At 40.1% G+C, this 14,134-nt stretch carries 13 protein-coding genes; 5 read left to right on the top strand and 8 right to left on the bottom strand.

The features are described from left to right. Positions 1 to 55 precede the first annotated feature (55 nt). Both BLS35_RS00880 and BLS35_RS00875 read right to left on the bottom strand, forming a co-directional pair. On the bottom strand, positions 56 to 1,051 hold the full coding sequence (locus BLS35_RS00880) for a PDDEXK nuclease domain-containing protein (RefSeq protein ID WP_090776896.1): 996 nt from the start codon (positions 1,049 to 1,051) through the stop codon (positions 56 to 58). A 246-nt stretch (positions 1,052 to 1,297) separates the two neighbouring features. Further along, a complete protein-coding gene (locus BLS35_RS00875) occupies positions 1,298 to 1,945 on the bottom strand; it encodes a DUF6266 family protein (protein ID WP_090776895.1) in 648 nt (215 codons plus the stop codon). A 430-nt stretch (positions 1,946 to 2,375) separates the two neighbouring features. Here BLS35_RS00875 and BLS35_RS28340 point away from each other — a divergent pair, with 430 nt between their 5' ends. Then, positions 2,376 to 2,498, top strand: a complete 123-nt coding sequence (locus BLS35_RS28340) for an AraC family transcriptional regulator (RefSeq protein ID WP_165973190.1) — start codon at positions 2,376 to 2,378, stop codon at positions 2,496 to 2,498. Here the strand turns inward: BLS35_RS28340 and BLS35_RS00865 are convergent. Together BLS35_RS00865 and BLS35_RS00860 are read right to left on the bottom strand one after the other, a co-directional pair. Further along, positions 2,495 to 3,304 carry an AraC family transcriptional regulator gene (locus tag BLS35_RS00865; protein WP_090776893.1) on the bottom strand — a complete coding sequence of 270 codons (810 nt, stop codon included), beginning with the start codon at positions 3,302 to 3,304 and terminating at the stop codon, positions 2,495 to 2,497. The genes BLS35_RS28340 and BLS35_RS00865 overlap by 4 nt on opposite strands. Before the next feature lie 27 nt (positions 3,305 to 3,331). After that, a complete protein-coding gene (locus BLS35_RS00860; RefSeq protein ID WP_090776892.1) occupies positions 3,332 to 4,303 on the bottom strand; it encodes an aldo/keto reductase in 972 nt (323 codons plus the stop codon). A gap of 174 nt (positions 4,304 to 4,477) precedes the next feature. Here BLS35_RS00860 and BLS35_RS00855 point away from each other — a divergent pair, with 174 nt between their 5' ends. The 3 genes from BLS35_RS00855 to BLS35_RS00845 all read left to right on the top strand — a co-directional run bounded on the left by BLS35_RS00855 (position 4,478) and on the right by BLS35_RS00845 (position 7,641). After that, complete coding sequence (locus BLS35_RS00855) at positions 4,478 to 5,374, top strand: helix-turn-helix domain-containing protein (RefSeq protein ID WP_090776891.1); 897 nt, start codon at positions 4,478 to 4,480, stop codon at positions 5,372 to 5,374. A 91-nt stretch (positions 5,375 to 5,465) separates the two neighbouring features. Next, the gene (locus BLS35_RS00850) at positions 5,466 to 6,467 is read left to right on the top strand and encodes an aldo/keto reductase (RefSeq protein WP_090776890.1); all 1,002 of its coding nucleotides are present in this window, start codon (positions 5,466 to 5,468) and stop codon (positions 6,465 to 6,467) included. Between the two features lie 280 nt (positions 6,468 to 6,747). Beyond that, a complete protein-coding gene (locus BLS35_RS00845) occupies positions 6,748 to 7,641 on the top strand; it encodes an Rpn family recombination-promoting nuclease/putative transposase (RefSeq protein ID WP_090776889.1) in 894 nt (297 codons plus the stop codon). A gap of 136 nt (positions 7,642 to 7,777) precedes the next feature. Here the strand turns inward: BLS35_RS00845 and BLS35_RS00840 are convergent, their stop codons facing one another. Beyond that, positions 7,778 to 8,197: an OsmC family protein gene (locus BLS35_RS00840; RefSeq protein WP_090776888.1), complete on the bottom strand. Its 420-nt coding sequence runs from the start codon at positions 8,195 to 8,197 to the stop codon at positions 7,778 to 7,780. 53 nt (positions 8,198 to 8,250) lie between these two features. Further along, positions 8,251 to 10,719 (bottom strand): glycoside hydrolase family 95 protein, encoded by a 2,469-nt coding sequence (locus tag BLS35_RS00835; protein ID WP_090776887.1) that lies wholly within the window; start codon positions 10,717 to 10,719, stop codon positions 8,251 to 8,253. A 142-nt stretch (positions 10,720 to 10,861) separates the two neighbouring features. Between BLS35_RS00835 and BLS35_RS00830 the strand changes: the two genes are divergently transcribed. Next, positions 10,862 to 12,823, top strand: coding sequence for a PAS domain-containing sensor histidine kinase (locus BLS35_RS00830; RefSeq protein WP_090776886.1), 1,962 nt, complete (start codon positions 10,862 to 10,864; stop codon positions 12,821 to 12,823). A gap of 56 nt (positions 12,824 to 12,879) precedes the next feature. Here BLS35_RS00830 and hxlA read toward each other — a convergent pair whose 3' ends face one another. Together hxlA and hxlB are read right to left on the bottom strand one after the other, a co-directional pair. Continuing rightward, a complete protein-coding gene (hxlA, locus tag BLS35_RS00825) occupies positions 12,880 to 13,512 on the bottom strand; it encodes a 3-hexulose-6-phosphate synthase (protein WP_090776885.1) in 633 nt (210 codons plus the stop codon). A gap of 30 nt (positions 13,513 to 13,542) precedes the next feature. Further along, positions 13,543 to 14,133: a 6-phospho-3-hexuloisomerase gene (gene hxlB / locus BLS35_RS00820; protein ID WP_090776884.1), complete on the bottom strand. Its 591-nt coding sequence runs from the start codon at positions 14,131 to 14,133 to the stop codon at positions 13,543 to 13,545. Between the last annotated feature and the right edge of the window lies 1 nt (position 14,134).

The following is a 14,134-nucleotide window of genomic DNA, read 5'->3' as shown; positions in this document are numbered from 1 at the left end:
CCATTTCCAATTGCGAACGCAGTGCGTTCGTAATTGGAAATGGCTAGTAATGCTATTAATAGGACGATCTGATTTCCTTGTTCATCTCCTCTATCAGTTGTTGCGCTGTAGGTAGATACAGTTGATATTTACTAGCTACAATAGTTTCATTGTTTTCCGGTAGTGTAAACTTAACCAGTGCATCATTTTTGTCTGCGCAAAGCAATATCCCAATTGTTGGATTTTCAGTTGGTAGTTTTTCCATACGGTCATAATAATTAACATACATCTGCATCTGGCCGATATCACCATGGGTTAGCTTATTCTTTTTTATCTCAAGGATAACAAAGCAAGACAGTAACCTATTGTATAGTACTAAATCACAAAAGAAATCATCACCACCTATATGAATCCGTTTTTGTCTGGCTACGAATGAAAAGCCATTACCAAGCTCCAACAAGAATTCTTGCAAATTTGTAATGATAGCGGATTCCAGATCTTTCTCACAATAAGATGATTCATTTTTAAGTCCTAAGAATTCGAGATACATTGGATCTTTTAAAATTTGTTTCGCATCCGTAGGGTATTGTTCTGCTTTTGCAATTGCCATTACAGCTTCCTGATTGTTACTCATTAAAAGCCTCCCAAATAGATTACTGTTAATCTGCCGTTCGAGCTGGCGGGAAGACCAATTATTTTTGACTGTTTCAGCGGTATAAAACTCAATTTTATTCTGGTTGTCAAGTCGAATAAGAAGTCTATAATGTGTCCAACTCAATTGCGAACGCAGTGCGTTCGCAATTGGAAATGTTCGATAAAACTGGCGGCACATCTCCATTTGACGCACCGAAAACCCGCTTCCAAACTCCGGTTCAAGTTGTTTCGAAATAGTTTTAATCAAAAACTTCCCGTAATCTGCTCTGTCCTTCCCCTCTTGTTCTTCCAAAAAAATCCGCTGGCCAATATGCCAGTACATCAAAACTCTTTCAGTATCAACAGCACGTATAGCTTTTTCCTTCGCACTATTGATAATACGCTTAATATCGGATATAACATTGTCGCTTAACATCATATAAATAATATATTAAGCAAACCTCAAAAGATATCTAACGATAAACCTTACTTGACTAAAATTCTGCGTTAAACATCAAATAATTCAATTTTTCTGCCATAAAATAATGTTGGGCAAGAGTTAGAAGGGATTCTACGTAATATTATTTTGACTAACGTTCAAGAGATAAACCTCCAAAGAAAACAATAGCATCCTACCACTCCTATTAAAAGGATAATAAACCCAGATGTAAAGTTAATTGTGCGTTCATATCGCTGCCACCCTTCCCAAATATTCACTATTGGCTACTTTCTTTCCATTCAAGGAGATCAAACTTACGTAGACATCAAGGCTTCTACCTATCAATTTAGGATTCAACTTTAAACTGCATTTCAGATCAGCTCTTCTTACGCCACCAATAAAACCATCTACAATTTTAAGTTCGCGATTGTATACAGTGAGGATCAACAGGTCGTCTAAAGAAGAATCATCGTTATAATTCTGTTCCCAAGTCAGCTCCAGCTCTTTGGCATTGGCAGAAAACTGTGCCTTTGCATTAAAAAATCCAGGTAGATACCCCTTACTGAGCACTACTTTGCGGTAGTCAATACTTAAATCAGGATAGACCCCAACAGTAGCCAATTTGTAATTTATAGAGAAAGCTGCGTTGATCTCTGTTTTTTCATTCGCATGGTTTTTAAAACCGACAGTTACATACGGGTGAAAAGGCACTAACCATTCCGTTACGAACTTAAACTTTTCTCTGCAAGCTATTTGTGCAGGAGTCCCTGTTTTACCGTTTTCAGTTTTATTGGGCAGCACACGTAGGTAAGGGATATTTTTCCAGGTTGCTCCTACCAGATTACCCAATTTCCCCTGTATTGGTCCAAATATCCCATTTCTAATTTTTGCCATGATTTCTATTTTTTAAATGTGAATTGATAATTTTTTTCGATTTTTTTTCAGGCCCTTTGCAGGCTGGATAGCACTCATTAATGTGGCATTACTGCTACTCGTCTGGGGATGCTCTTCCATTTGGGTTTTTACCGAACAAAGACGAACCAGAGACGAAGCAAAGTCGACTCAATAACGACTTTGTAAAGAGCCTGAACACCGCCATCCTATAAGGGTAATACAGACCCGAAAATGATCCTGAAAATTTGTTAAAGGGTTGTGTTTTTGCTTTCATAAACTAAATGTAGTGCTAATAAAAATAGTGCTTGTCGCGAAATGACGCTTTTGTCGTATTTGTCGCATTTATACGGATTTGTCGTGAAAAGACGTTTCTCTACATAATGTTTATCCGTTTAGTAAAAAAATATACATACACCTAATCAACCAAATTTTGAACCCACCGACCAGTAGGCCTGTTAAAGAGGTTGCATCAAAGGTTGGTTACCCAGATTCGTTTTATTTTAGTAGGGTGTTTAAGAAATATCATAAAATCAAACCGAGCGAGGTTTGTTAAAAACCTAAAGTTGGAGCCTTTCCAAACTTCTTTTTAAAGGCATGTGAAAAATGCGAAAGGCTTTCAAATCCCAGTTCAAGATAAATAGCAGAAGGTTTTTTGTTTTTATCTTCTATGAGGTATCGCGCCTCTCCCAATCTTCTGTCCTGTAGCCAAGTCCTGGGCGGCATGCCAAAGACTTTTTGGAAGTCACGCTTAAAGCCCGCAAGGCTTCTTCCTGTGAGTTGTGCAAATTTTTCAACAGGAACATTAAAATGATAATTATTGACCATGAATTTTTCAAGGTCCATTTTATGAGGTTCTGAAAAGTCAAACAGGAATTCCCTTAGCCCCGGCATGGTATTTAATAATAAATGCACCGCCTCTCTCACCTTTAACCCACTCAATGTTTCCGTTATCTTTTCTCCCGGATGGCTTACATAGGGCATTATGGATTGAAAAAAGCCACTCAAAAAATCATTTCCCGGGATAAGCACATTGGAGAGGCCGGTGTATTTTTGCACAGCTTCTATTTGCTCTTCGAGGGCAATCTTCCTGAGCAGACCTTCTTTTAGGACTATAACGATGCTTTGGTAACCTTCACTTTCCAAAGGAATCTTAGTCAGTTCTCCCAGTTGATTTTTTCGTATCAACAGCATCTCACCACGTTTTATTGAAATTCTCTCATTGGCAGTTTCCAAAGTAAGCTGACCAGATACCATTAATACCAGGATACTTTGCTCAAAAAAACCTACTCTTTCCTTTCTCATCGTCGAAAGAAAAGAGTAAAACAAAACACCAGGTATGATTTCGGTTGGGTTTATCATTACTTAAAGATATAAAATACTTAGGTGTTATCGTTGCAGATAAGTCCCTCCAAGTATTGAGCCCACTGAAAAGTGCTCATCTAGCGTATGCATCTCCTTAGTAGAGAACACAATATCCATGGCTTCCGTGTTTTCAGGTAGCCTGGATCTCCGGCTCATACTTACTAAGGGCATAATATGGTCGCCCTGTGCATTAACCCAGGCGATCGCTAATTGTGATGGGGTATATCCTTTTTCCTTTGCCAGGCTCTTTAATATCTCCACCTTTTCCAAATTTTTTATCAGGTTCTCTCCCTGAAAACGCGAGAAGTGGTTTTGGTAGGCATCCGGTGAAAGCGGTGCCTTCATTTCGCCAGTGAGTAATCCTTCGGCCGTATTGGCAAAAGCAACGACTCCGATTCCCAGTTCTTTAGCAGTAGGAAGCAAATCATGTTCTATTTGACGATCAGCCAGTGAATAGCCTATCTCCAATGCCGTTACAGGGTATATGTTATTGGCCTTTCGCAGCTGTTCTGCAGCGATTTCAGATACACCAAGATGACGTACCTTCCCTTCCTTAATGAGCTCGGCAACAGTTCCTATTACATCTTCCATAGGTACACTATCATCCAACCTGCAGGGCTGGTAAAGATCGATAGTATCAATGCCCAAACGTACTAAAGAATAATTGATAAAATTCCTAATAGACATTGGGCGAAGGTCTAAGCCAAGCCATTGGCCATTGTCGAATATAGCGCCAAACTTGACACTTATAAAAGCATCGTCCCTGCGGTCTTTAATCGCTTTCCCAATAAGTAATTCATTGTGTCCGTTGCCGTAAAAGTCTCCCGTATTCAGAAAATTAATACCATGATCTAAAGCAGATTGAATAGTCGCTATACCTTCGCTTTCGTTACTTACGCGGCTACCGTAAATTGGCGACATGCGCATACAGCCCAATCCGAGTTTAGATACCATTGGACCATTTTTACCAAGTGCTATTTTTTTTATTGTTGACATTCCAGTTATTTTAATGATTACAGTACAAAGGTCAATGTTTATTCCCTTTGAAGCTTTCGTTTACGGCTCAAATAACTTGCCTCAGTGGTTCAACATATCTTCAACTTGAGTTATTGGCCAAGTTAAATAGAGGTATAATTATAAATGGTTGTTTGATTTTTATAATTTTACAGAATGAAACAAGCAGAGAGTGTCAGCGATTTTTACAATAGGCTGCCAAGCCATGCTCCAACAGATGTTCCGCTGGATAATGCAGGCATTGGCCATATCAATGTATTCAGCAGAGAGACATGCGCCGTGGTAAGCCCATACAGCCGTCGGGATTTTTATAAGGTTTCCCTGATCATCGGCAAGGGGAAGATCTATTACGCGGATAAGTGGATACAGATCGACCGTCCTGCATTGCTCTTTTCAAATCCTGTCGTGCCTTATTCATGGGAGGCAGAGTCCGAACAGCAGTCAGGCTGGTATTGTCTTTTTACTGAAGATTTCATTCAGCATAGTGAGCGGGTAACCAACCTGCAGGATTCACCATTGTTTAAGATCGGTTCTAACCCGATATTCTTCCCGAACGAGGCTCAATTGAAGGAACTTTCAACTATATTCAAAAAAATGCAGGCCGAGATGTGCTCCACTTACCCGCATAAGTATGATATATTGCGCAGCTATTTGCATCTGATCATTCATGAGGCAATGAAAAATAATCCGACTACAAATTTTCATGCTTATGCAAATGCCGCGTCAAGGGTTTCCGCTTTATTCCTTGAATTACTGGAAAGGCAGTTTCCTATTGATTCTCCCGCACTTACACTCAAGCTGAAAAATCCCGCGGATTATGCGACCTCCCTATCCGTCCATATTAATCACCTCAACCGCTCGGTAAAGGAGGTAACCGGTAAAACCACAACCACTCACATCGCTTCCCGTATCATCAGGGAGGCTAAAGCTTTATTGCAGCATACCGACTGGAACATCTCCGATATTGCCTACAGTCTGGGCTTCGAATATCCTTCCTATTTTACCCTGTTCTTCAAAAAACACACAGGTTTGGCCCCTACTCAATTGCGCTAGACTGTTTGAATATTATAACAATCTGTTTGAAGGTTATAAGTCAGAGTTTTGCTTCTCTACCGACATTTGAGGGAACAAAAATTTGACAATAATGAAATACAGAAATCTCGGAACAACTGGCGAGCAGCTATCAGCACTTGGCCTGGGCTGCATGGGCATGAGCTTTGCCTATGGCCCCACAGACGACAAAGAAAGTTTAGCCACACTGGAGAAAGCTCTTGACCTGGGCATCAACTTTTGGGACACCGCCGATATGTATGCAAACGGCGCTAATGAGGAACTGATCTCGAAAATACTGGTACCCAACCGCGACAAGGTATTCATCGCAACGAAATTCGGCTTTCGTTTTAAGGACGGAGTTGCCGGGCCTAGCAGCGCTAAAGGAACCTACTTCGACGGATCACCTGCATGGATGAAAGTTGCCGTCGAAAAAAGCCTGAAGCGTCTGAAAATTGACACCATTGACCTCTACTATGCCCACCGGGTTGACCCAAACATCCCGATAGAGGAAACTGTTGGCGCTATGGCTGACCTGGTAAGAGAAGGAAAGGTACGCTACCTTGGATTGAGTGAAACCTCTGCCACTTCGTTACGAAAAGCTCATGCCGTGCATCCGATTGCGGCGCTGCAAAGTGAGTACTCGCTGCTGACAAGAGATGTGGAAAATGGGATATTGCAGACTACCCGTGAGCTTGGGATTTCACTTATACCTTATTCTCCTTTGGCGCGGGGATTGGTTACCAATACACTCGATGTGGCTACCCTTGCGGCTGATGATTTCAGGAGAACCCTGCCACGCTACCAGCAGGAAAACATAGCCAACAACAATAGGCTTGTTGTGGAATTTGCGGCCTTGGCAAGCAGCAAGGATTGCACACCTGCTCAGCTTGCCCTGGCATGGGTATTAGCACAGGGCGAGGATATTATCCCTATTCCAGGCACAAAAAAAAGAAAATATCTGGAAGAGAATGTGGCTGCGATTAATGTTAACCTGACAAGTGCAGATCTTACGGCAATTAATGAGCTGATCAAGCGATACCCTATAGTTGGCGAGCGTTACAGCGAAGAAGCAATGAAGATGGTCAATCACTAACCCTAACGGGATCACAAAGAATAGCAATAAAACGCATAAAAGCTTGCAAATAAGGGTTGCAGGCTTTTAGCTTTCATACTGAATATCTATCAAGAAGAAATTGAGCTTACACCCAATAAAAAAGGAGCTCTTTCTTAATTTTGTCTTAGTATCCTTTTTTACTCCTGTTCGATATTTAATTTTGACCAAATGTGATTACGCTGCGTTTTCAACCAAATTTCAGCAAAGTGAGATTTATCACTAATTATCTCGAGAGGTTTGCTTAAATAATTAGGGGAAAATGAGTGAAGAAACGGGCAGCAAAACAGATCCAGTAAACAAAAATAAAGTTACACGATTTATTGATCCTTATAGCGACTTTGGATTTAAACACATTTTTGGTAAAGCCCACAACAAAAACCTATTAATCAGTTTTATCAATCAGGTGCTAAAAGGAAGGAAAGTAATTGTTGATATTCAATATAATAATACCGAGTTTAAAGGTTCTGGCGAGGATTATAGGAAGACCGTATTTGATTTACTCTGTACTGGTGACAGGGGTGAAAAATTTATCGTAGAAATGCAGAAGGCAAAACCTAAAAACTTTAAAGACCGAAGTATTTTTTATACAGCAAATCTGATTCAGGAGCAGGGCATCGGTGTACCAGCAGACTGGGATTATGAGATTCCTGAAGTATTCTTTATAGGGATCATGAATTTTAATTTCGACAACAGTCACCCGGATCATTTTATACATGATATTAGGCTAATAGACAACAATACGCACCAGGAATTTTATTCAAAGTTGTCATATACTTTTATAGAGATGCCTAAATTTAAAAAACTGGAAGCTGAATTGGAAACTAAACTGGATCAGTGGCTTTACATCTTAAACAACCTGGAAAAATTATCTGAAATACCGCTATCTTTGGTAGGCAATAGAGAATACGAAAAAATATTTGAGCTTGCTGAAGTTGGCAATTTAACACGAGAAGAAATGTGCGAATACAATCAAAGATTAAAAATACAACGGGATAACTATAGCGTGATGGAAAATGCGAAAGATGAAGGCCGTGAAGAAGGCCGCGAAGAGGGACTTAAAGAAGTCGCTATTAAATTAAAAGCAGGAAATATCGCTTTAAGCTTTATTGCTGAAGCTACAGGACTCACTATTGAGCAAATAGAGTCTTTGTAGCAACCATTTTCACCTTAGAGACAACAAAACTTAAAACGGGGGGTAATGAAAAATAAAAAAAGTGGATTTTATCAATCCACTTCAAAATAATATATTCGGTTACAAGAATACGTAACCTACTTACTTATTTTAAAAACTATACATATTGAACTTCTAAAGTAATATTTACGCTTAAGGCTTTAGAGATGATACAGTTCGCTTTCGCTCCTTCTGCAATCTTTTTAAAAGTTTCTTCATCAACACCATCAATCGCTCCACCAACTAATTTCAAATGGATACCAGTAACACTCAATGTAGCCATATCCAGATCTAAAACTGCTTCTGTATTTAAATCAGCTGGAGTAAAACCCGCATCTGATAATGCAGCACTCACTGCCATGGTAAAACAGCCTGCATGTGCTGCTGCCAACAATTCTTCCGGATTGGTACCAATTCCATCCTGAAATCTTGTTTTAAAAGAATATTGAGTTTCATTTAAAATGGTACTCTGAGTAGAAATTTCACCTTTTCCGGCAGTCAGGGTGCCATTCCAATGCGCTTTTGCTGTACGTTTCATTATTTTCCTATTTAAGTAATAATTATGTCCTAATTTAAAACAATATATGTTATTTATAAAGCAGTCAATTGATAAGTTATATTTTTTACAGTTTTAAATTTAGTCTGATAGCCTACAGCATTTTTTTCGGAACTAAACTTTACACCAGTTATTTTTATTGGCAAATCTGTTTGCAAAATGCACTCCGCTCCATTTATGGATTTTATGGAGCCACTCAACAATTTTCCTTTTTTCCAGTTAACTGCGATTTCAAATCCGCCCCTGGCTTTGAGCCCTTTTATTTCTCCTTCAGTCCAGGCTCTTGGCAGGGCAGGCAATAACTGAATAAAGCCAAGGTGACTTTGCATCAGCATTTCGGCCATTCCAGCAGTACCTGCAAAATTACCATCAATCTGGAACGGCGGATGTGCATCAAAGAAATTAGGATAAGTTCCTCCTTTTTGACCACCTCCCGTAGTTTCTACATAGTTTAACAATTGCCTAATCAAGCTATAAGCATGGTCTCCATCCAACAATCTCGCCCACCAGTTGATCTTCCAGCCTTTACTCCAACCGGTACCATCGTCTCCGCGTATTTCCAAAGTTTTTCGTGCCGCAGCAAAATACGCTGGTGTTAAAAACGATATCTCGCGACCTGGGTGTAAACCAAAAAGGTGCGAAACATGCCGGTGATGAATTTCTGTTTCAGGGAAATCTTTGTACCATTCCAGAATCTGTCCCTTACTTCCGATTTTTAACGGATAGAGTTTTCTTTGTTTTGAAATCAGTAAGTCCCTGAAAGCAGGATCCGTACCTAAAACATTTGCAGCATCTATCACATTTGCGAAAAGATCTCTGATGATGGACATATCCATCGTGGTGGCTACAGATACACTTTGCTGATTTCCGGATGCATCTTTAAATTTATTTTCTGGCGAGGTTGCCGGGGCTGTAACCAAATAGCCATCCTTGTCTTCAACCAACCAATCCAATGTAAAAAGTGCGGCTTCCTTCATCAAAGGGTATGCTTTTTCAGCAAGGAACTTCTTGTCTCCGGTATATCGGTAATGTTCGAATAAATGCTGGGAAAGCCAGTTTCCACCCATAGCCCAGTTTGCCCAAACCGGATCACCCGCACCACGATCACCTACCGGATTACTTATAGCCCATAGATCGGAATTGTGATGTGCAACCCAACCGCTTGCATTGTAAAATTCTCTTGCAGTTGCCTTTCCTGTCTTCGCCAAACTTTGGATCCAGTTTAAAAGTGGTGTATGCATTTCTGAAAGGTTAGTAACTTCAGCAGGCCAGTAGTTCATCTGGGTATTGATATTAATCGTATAATTTGAACTCCAGGGTGCACGGAGTTCCTTGTTCCAAATTCCCTGAAGATTTGCTGGTGGTCCACCCGGACGAGAAGAGGACATCAGCAGATACCTTCCATATTGAAAATACAGCGTCTCCAGGCCAGGATCATATGCTCCGGAACTATACCGCTTTAATCTTTCATTTGAAGGCAGATCAAGGTTTGGATTATGAAGCAAAGTATCTTTTACACTGAAGGATACCCGATCAAAATACTTTTTAAAATCGGCAACATGTCGATTAAAAATATTTTGATAAGTTTTTTTTGTGGCTTTACTAATTAAATCTGATGCCAGTTTATTTTCATCCTTACCTTCTTTATCCGGGCATTTATCAAAGCCATTATAACTTGTCGCCGCAGCTACATATAACCATACTTCTGTAGCCCCAGATACCAGCAACTGCCCATTTTGCGTATTCACAGTTCCATCTTTATTAATTGCCTTAATCCGATATTGAAACCTCATTCCATCGCATCCGCTAGTATCTTCATAAACAACTGGTTCTATCCCTTTAGGGTTATAATAAGAGGGGTTTACACGGGCTGGTGCTTTACCACTTACAATAATTTCATTTTTTACCGGTGTAGATAAACGATATTTCAATAAGCTCTTTACAGCTACTGAAAATTTGAGTTTACCGACCTTATTTGCACGGATTCTGATCATCATGATCTGATCCGGTTCGGAAGTAAAAATTTCACGCGTATATTCAACTCCGTCAATTGTAAAACGCGTAGTGGCGAGGCCATTTTTCAAACTCAAATCACGGTAATAATTACTGGCCTTCAATCCTCCAAAATCTTGTTTAATGAGGATATCCCCCATAGGCAAATAAGACTGCGTGTAAAGTCCCTGCATCTTTTTGGAGAGATCGTTTGCTGCTGTATAATCTTCATTTTTCAATAAGGCTTCACGTAATTTCGGAAGGTAATTTTTAGCCTCTGGATTTACATCCTTTTTTACCGGCCCACCGCTCCACAGTGTACTTTCATTGAGTTGTAGCAGCTCTTCTTCTACGCCTCCAAAAATCATGGCTCCGATTTTCCCATTTCCAACCGGTAATGCTTCTACCCATTTCTCTGCGGGCTTATTATACCATAATTTCAGGTTCTTTCCATTCTGAGAAAAACAGCAAAGGGAAATGAATGATAAAAAGCTAGCCAATAGATATTTCATGTTTTAAGGTTTAATTTGTACATATCTACAATTATTTCATTTAAAAAGGTAAATATTTTATAAAACATTTTGCAATACTAGGTGTTCACACCAAGCAATCACAATTAATGCTATTGCCTCCCTATTCTAAAAGATTTTTATTATGCCAGTTCATAGCAAATCATCTTTTGACTATCTCGCGCATCTAAAGGATGCTGGGGAAATGGGCAATCTAATATATTCGACCAATTGGCCCAACACGAGCTTAGGTACTGCGGATACATGGCCGCAAAATTTACTCACCGCATTGGACATTATGCTAGGCTCAAAATTTCCAATGTTTCTATGGTGGGGTCCTGAGCATATTCAATTTTATAATGACAAATATAAACCAACCCTCGAAAAATTACACAAACATCCTGGAGCATTAGGGGCAAGAGCTCAGGATTGCTGGCCGGAAGTCTGGCAGGCAATAGAACCCAGTATTGAGATGGCTATGTCCGGTGATAAAATATTGGAACAGGAAGACCAATTGATTCCAAAACAACACAATGGAAACCCTGTCAATAGTTTCTGGGTTTTCAATTGCAGCCAACTCTATGATGTTAAGGGAAAGGTTTGTGGACTATTCGTTACCTTCTACGAATCAAATAGCCAAAAAAAATCTGAACATCAGATTTACGACACATTAAGGCAACTTGCAGAACGCGAAGCCAGATTTCGATCGCTACTTGCAGATGCACCCGTGGCCATTGCAGTATTTAAAGGAAGAGAACTAATTATTGAAACGGTAAACGAGAAAATGCTTGAAGTTTGGGGCAAACCATCTACAATTATAAACAAGCCACTTAAATTAGCCATACCTGAGATAGAGGCTCAGGGTTTTCTCCGGATCATGGATCAGGTTTACCTTACTGGTATTCCTTATTATGGAAATGAAGTGAAAGTTTTTCATAAACACGATGATAAAACAGAGGAAGTCTATTCAAACTTTGTCTATCAACCCCTGAAAAATACAAAAGGAAAGACTGATAGAATAATGCTGGTAGCCAATCTAATTACAGAACAAGTAAAGTCGAGGATGCGAGCAGAAAAAAGTGAAAAGCGATTCCGTTCTTTAATCGATGCGCTTCCTCAAATGGCAATGACCAATACGGCGAAGGGAAAAATGACTTTTTTTAACCAACGTTGGTATGATTACACAGGTCTTAGTCCCACTGAAACATACGGCAGAAAATGGCTTAAAGTAATTCATCCAGATGACTTACATGAAACACTCCGCAAATATAATTTGATTAGATCAGGTCAGGAAGGAGGAGAATTTGAAAACAGATATCGTAATGCTGACGGAACCTACCGCTGGCATTTAAACCGAATGCAACCAATTCAGGAAGATGGGATGGTTGGTCTTTGGATTATAACAGCCACCGATATTCATGACCTAAAACAACTCCAGCAACAGAAAGATGATTTTGTGAGTATTGCCGGTCATGAACTAAAAACACCCATTACCAGCTTATCTGCTTTTATGCAACTCATCAGCAGACTTCAGAAACATCCAGAAACAGATTTCTTGCCTAGTCTAATTGAAAAGGCTTCTAGAAGTTTGGATAAAATCAACATTCTGGTCGATGACCTGCTAATCGCAAGCAAGTTAAATCAGGGGGAACTTTATATCAAAAAAAACTGGTTTATCCTCTCTGAATTGGCAGTAGACTGTTGCAATCACCTCAAAATTGAAGGCATATATACCGTTAAAACTACCGGCGACCTGAATTTGAGTGTATATGCAGATCCTCATAGAATCGATCAGGTGATTATAAACTTTGTAAATAATGCCAGAAACTATGCCCCGGAGTCTAAAGAGATCATTATTGATATTCAAAAAATAAAAAACAAAGTAAAGGTTTGTGTAATAGACAAGGGTCCAGGAATACCACAAGATCAGATCCCCCATTTGTTTAACCGCTATTTCAGAGGCGATAAAAGCCGGAGCCCTTATTCAGGTTTAGGCCTTGGCTTATATATATCGTCAGAAATTATTAAAAAACATAATGGTGAAATTGGAGCAGAAAGTGAGCTTGGAAAAGGCAGTACTTTTTGGTTTACGCTCCCAATTGAGTAATAATGAAAACCCAAAAAAGGCCGTATCATTTTTTAGAATGATACGGCCTCGATCCACTAAACGGCATCAATTGCCTCACGCAATGCTTTAGCAGCCAAAGCCGGATCCTCAGCTCCATAAATTGCAGCACCAGCAACCACCACCTGCGCACCTGCTTTAACCACAGCAGCTATGTTACTAATGTTTACACCACCAGCTACAGAAACAGGAACACCTACTCTAGCGGCCTCATCAATCAATACCTGGATAGAATAACCAGCTGTCCACTGCTCATCTAAGCCAGCATGGAGCTCTACGAATTCTACCCCAAGTTTAGTCACTTCCTGTGCTCGTCTTACACGATCGGGATAACCAATGGTATCCACAACAACACCTTTGCCATGAGCTTTTGCTGCCTTAACCGCACCAATAATCGTAGCATCACCTGCGGCCCCCATTACAGTTACCAGGTCTGCCCCAGCCTTAAAGGCTATATCAGCTTCCAGTTCACCTGCATCAGCCGTTTTAAGATCTGCAAAAACTAGTTTATCTGGATGTGCATTTTTCATCGCAGTGATCACTGCTGATCCCATGTTTTTGATTAAAGGTGTCCCCAATTCAATGATATCTACATAGGGAGCGACTTTAGCCGCTAATGCCAATGCTTCTTCTGTGGTTAATAAGTCTATTGCTACTTGTAATTTTGCCATAATGATAATATATAATTGATTTAAATGTGCTTATTCAAGATTTGCATGCCTTTTCCAGAGCTCCGCTGCCGGTATGCCTTCCAATTTCCATAAGGACTGAAATACCGAATCAGTTAACAACAGCAGGAATTGTTCAAATAGACTGCCGGCATACTGCGCAGAACGACTACTTTCCAGATCTTGCTTTCCCGCTGCAGGAACCAGGATCACCTGATCTGCAAGACCGGAAAGTAAGGAATCTTCTTGTGTGGAAATCGCAACTACCATGGCCCCCATTTCCTTAGCTTTCTGCGCTGCCCTTACAATGGTACTTGTCGTACCTGATGCGGAAGCAGCAATTAACAGATCTCCCTTTAAGATTGCAGGTGTAGTGGTTTCTCCTACAAAGTGGACTTTAAGTCCAAGGTGCATCAAGCGCATCGCAGCTGAACGCATCGCAAAACCAGAACGTCCGGCTGCAGTAATAAAGATATGATGGGCAGATTTGATATCATTGACCAATGTGGCCACTTCGTTGAAATCCACCTGTTTTAATAGCCAGGTATTTTCCTTTAAAATCATCTCCAGATTGGCGCGGATATCTTTTGCAATCTGCTGCTCACTTATATTTTCAACCTCCATA

This window comes from Pedobacter sp. ok626, assembly GCF_900100435.1.
In the GTDB taxonomy this organism is placed as follows: Bacteria; Bacteroidota; Bacteroidia; order Sphingobacteriales; family Sphingobacteriaceae; genus Pedobacter.
Note: the sequence above shows the minus strand (reverse complement) of the source record. Positions and strands in the feature narration are given on the sequence as shown.

Coding starts and splice junctions, on each gene's coding strand:
- BLS35_RS00880 (WP_090776896.1), bottom strand. CDS start 1,051: ATGATGTTAAGCGACAATGTTATATCCGATATTAAGCGTATTATCAAT.
- BLS35_RS00875 (WP_090776895.1), bottom strand. CDS start 1,945: ATGGCAAAAATTAGAAATGGGATATTTGGACCAATACAGGGGAAATTG.
- BLS35_RS00865 (WP_090776893.1), bottom strand. CDS start 3,304: ATGATAAACCCAACCGAAATCATACCTGGTGTTTTGTTTTACTCTTTT.
- BLS35_RS00860 (WP_090776892.1), bottom strand. CDS start 4,303: ATGTCAACAATAAAAAAAATAGCACTTGGTAAAAATGGTCCAATGGTA.
- BLS35_RS00855 (WP_090776891.1), top strand. CDS start 4,478: ATGAAACAAGCAGAGAGTGTCAGCGATTTTTACAATAGGCTGCCAAGC.
- BLS35_RS00850 (WP_090776890.1), top strand. CDS start 5,466: ATGAAATACAGAAATCTCGGAACAACTGGCGAGCAGCTATCAGCACTT.
- BLS35_RS00845 (WP_090776889.1), top strand. CDS start 6,748: ATGAGTGAAGAAACGGGCAGCAAAACAGATCCAGTAAACAAAAATAAA.
- BLS35_RS00840 (WP_090776888.1), bottom strand. CDS start 8,197: ATGAAACGTACAGCAAAAGCGCATTGGAATGGCACCCTGACTGCCGGA.
- BLS35_RS00835 (WP_090776887.1), bottom strand. CDS start 10,719: ATGAAATATCTATTGGCTAGCTTTTTATCATTCATTTCCCTTTGCTGT.
- BLS35_RS00830 (WP_090776886.1), top strand. CDS start 10,862: ATGCCAGTTCATAGCAAATCATCTTTTGACTATCTCGCGCATCTAAAG.
- hxlA (WP_090776885.1), bottom strand. CDS start 13,512: ATGGCAAAATTACAAGTAGCAATAGACTTATTAACCACAGAAGAAGCA.
- hxlB (WP_090776884.1), bottom strand. CDS start 14,133: ATGGAGGTTGAAAATATAAGTGAGCAGCAGATTGCAAAAGATATCCGC.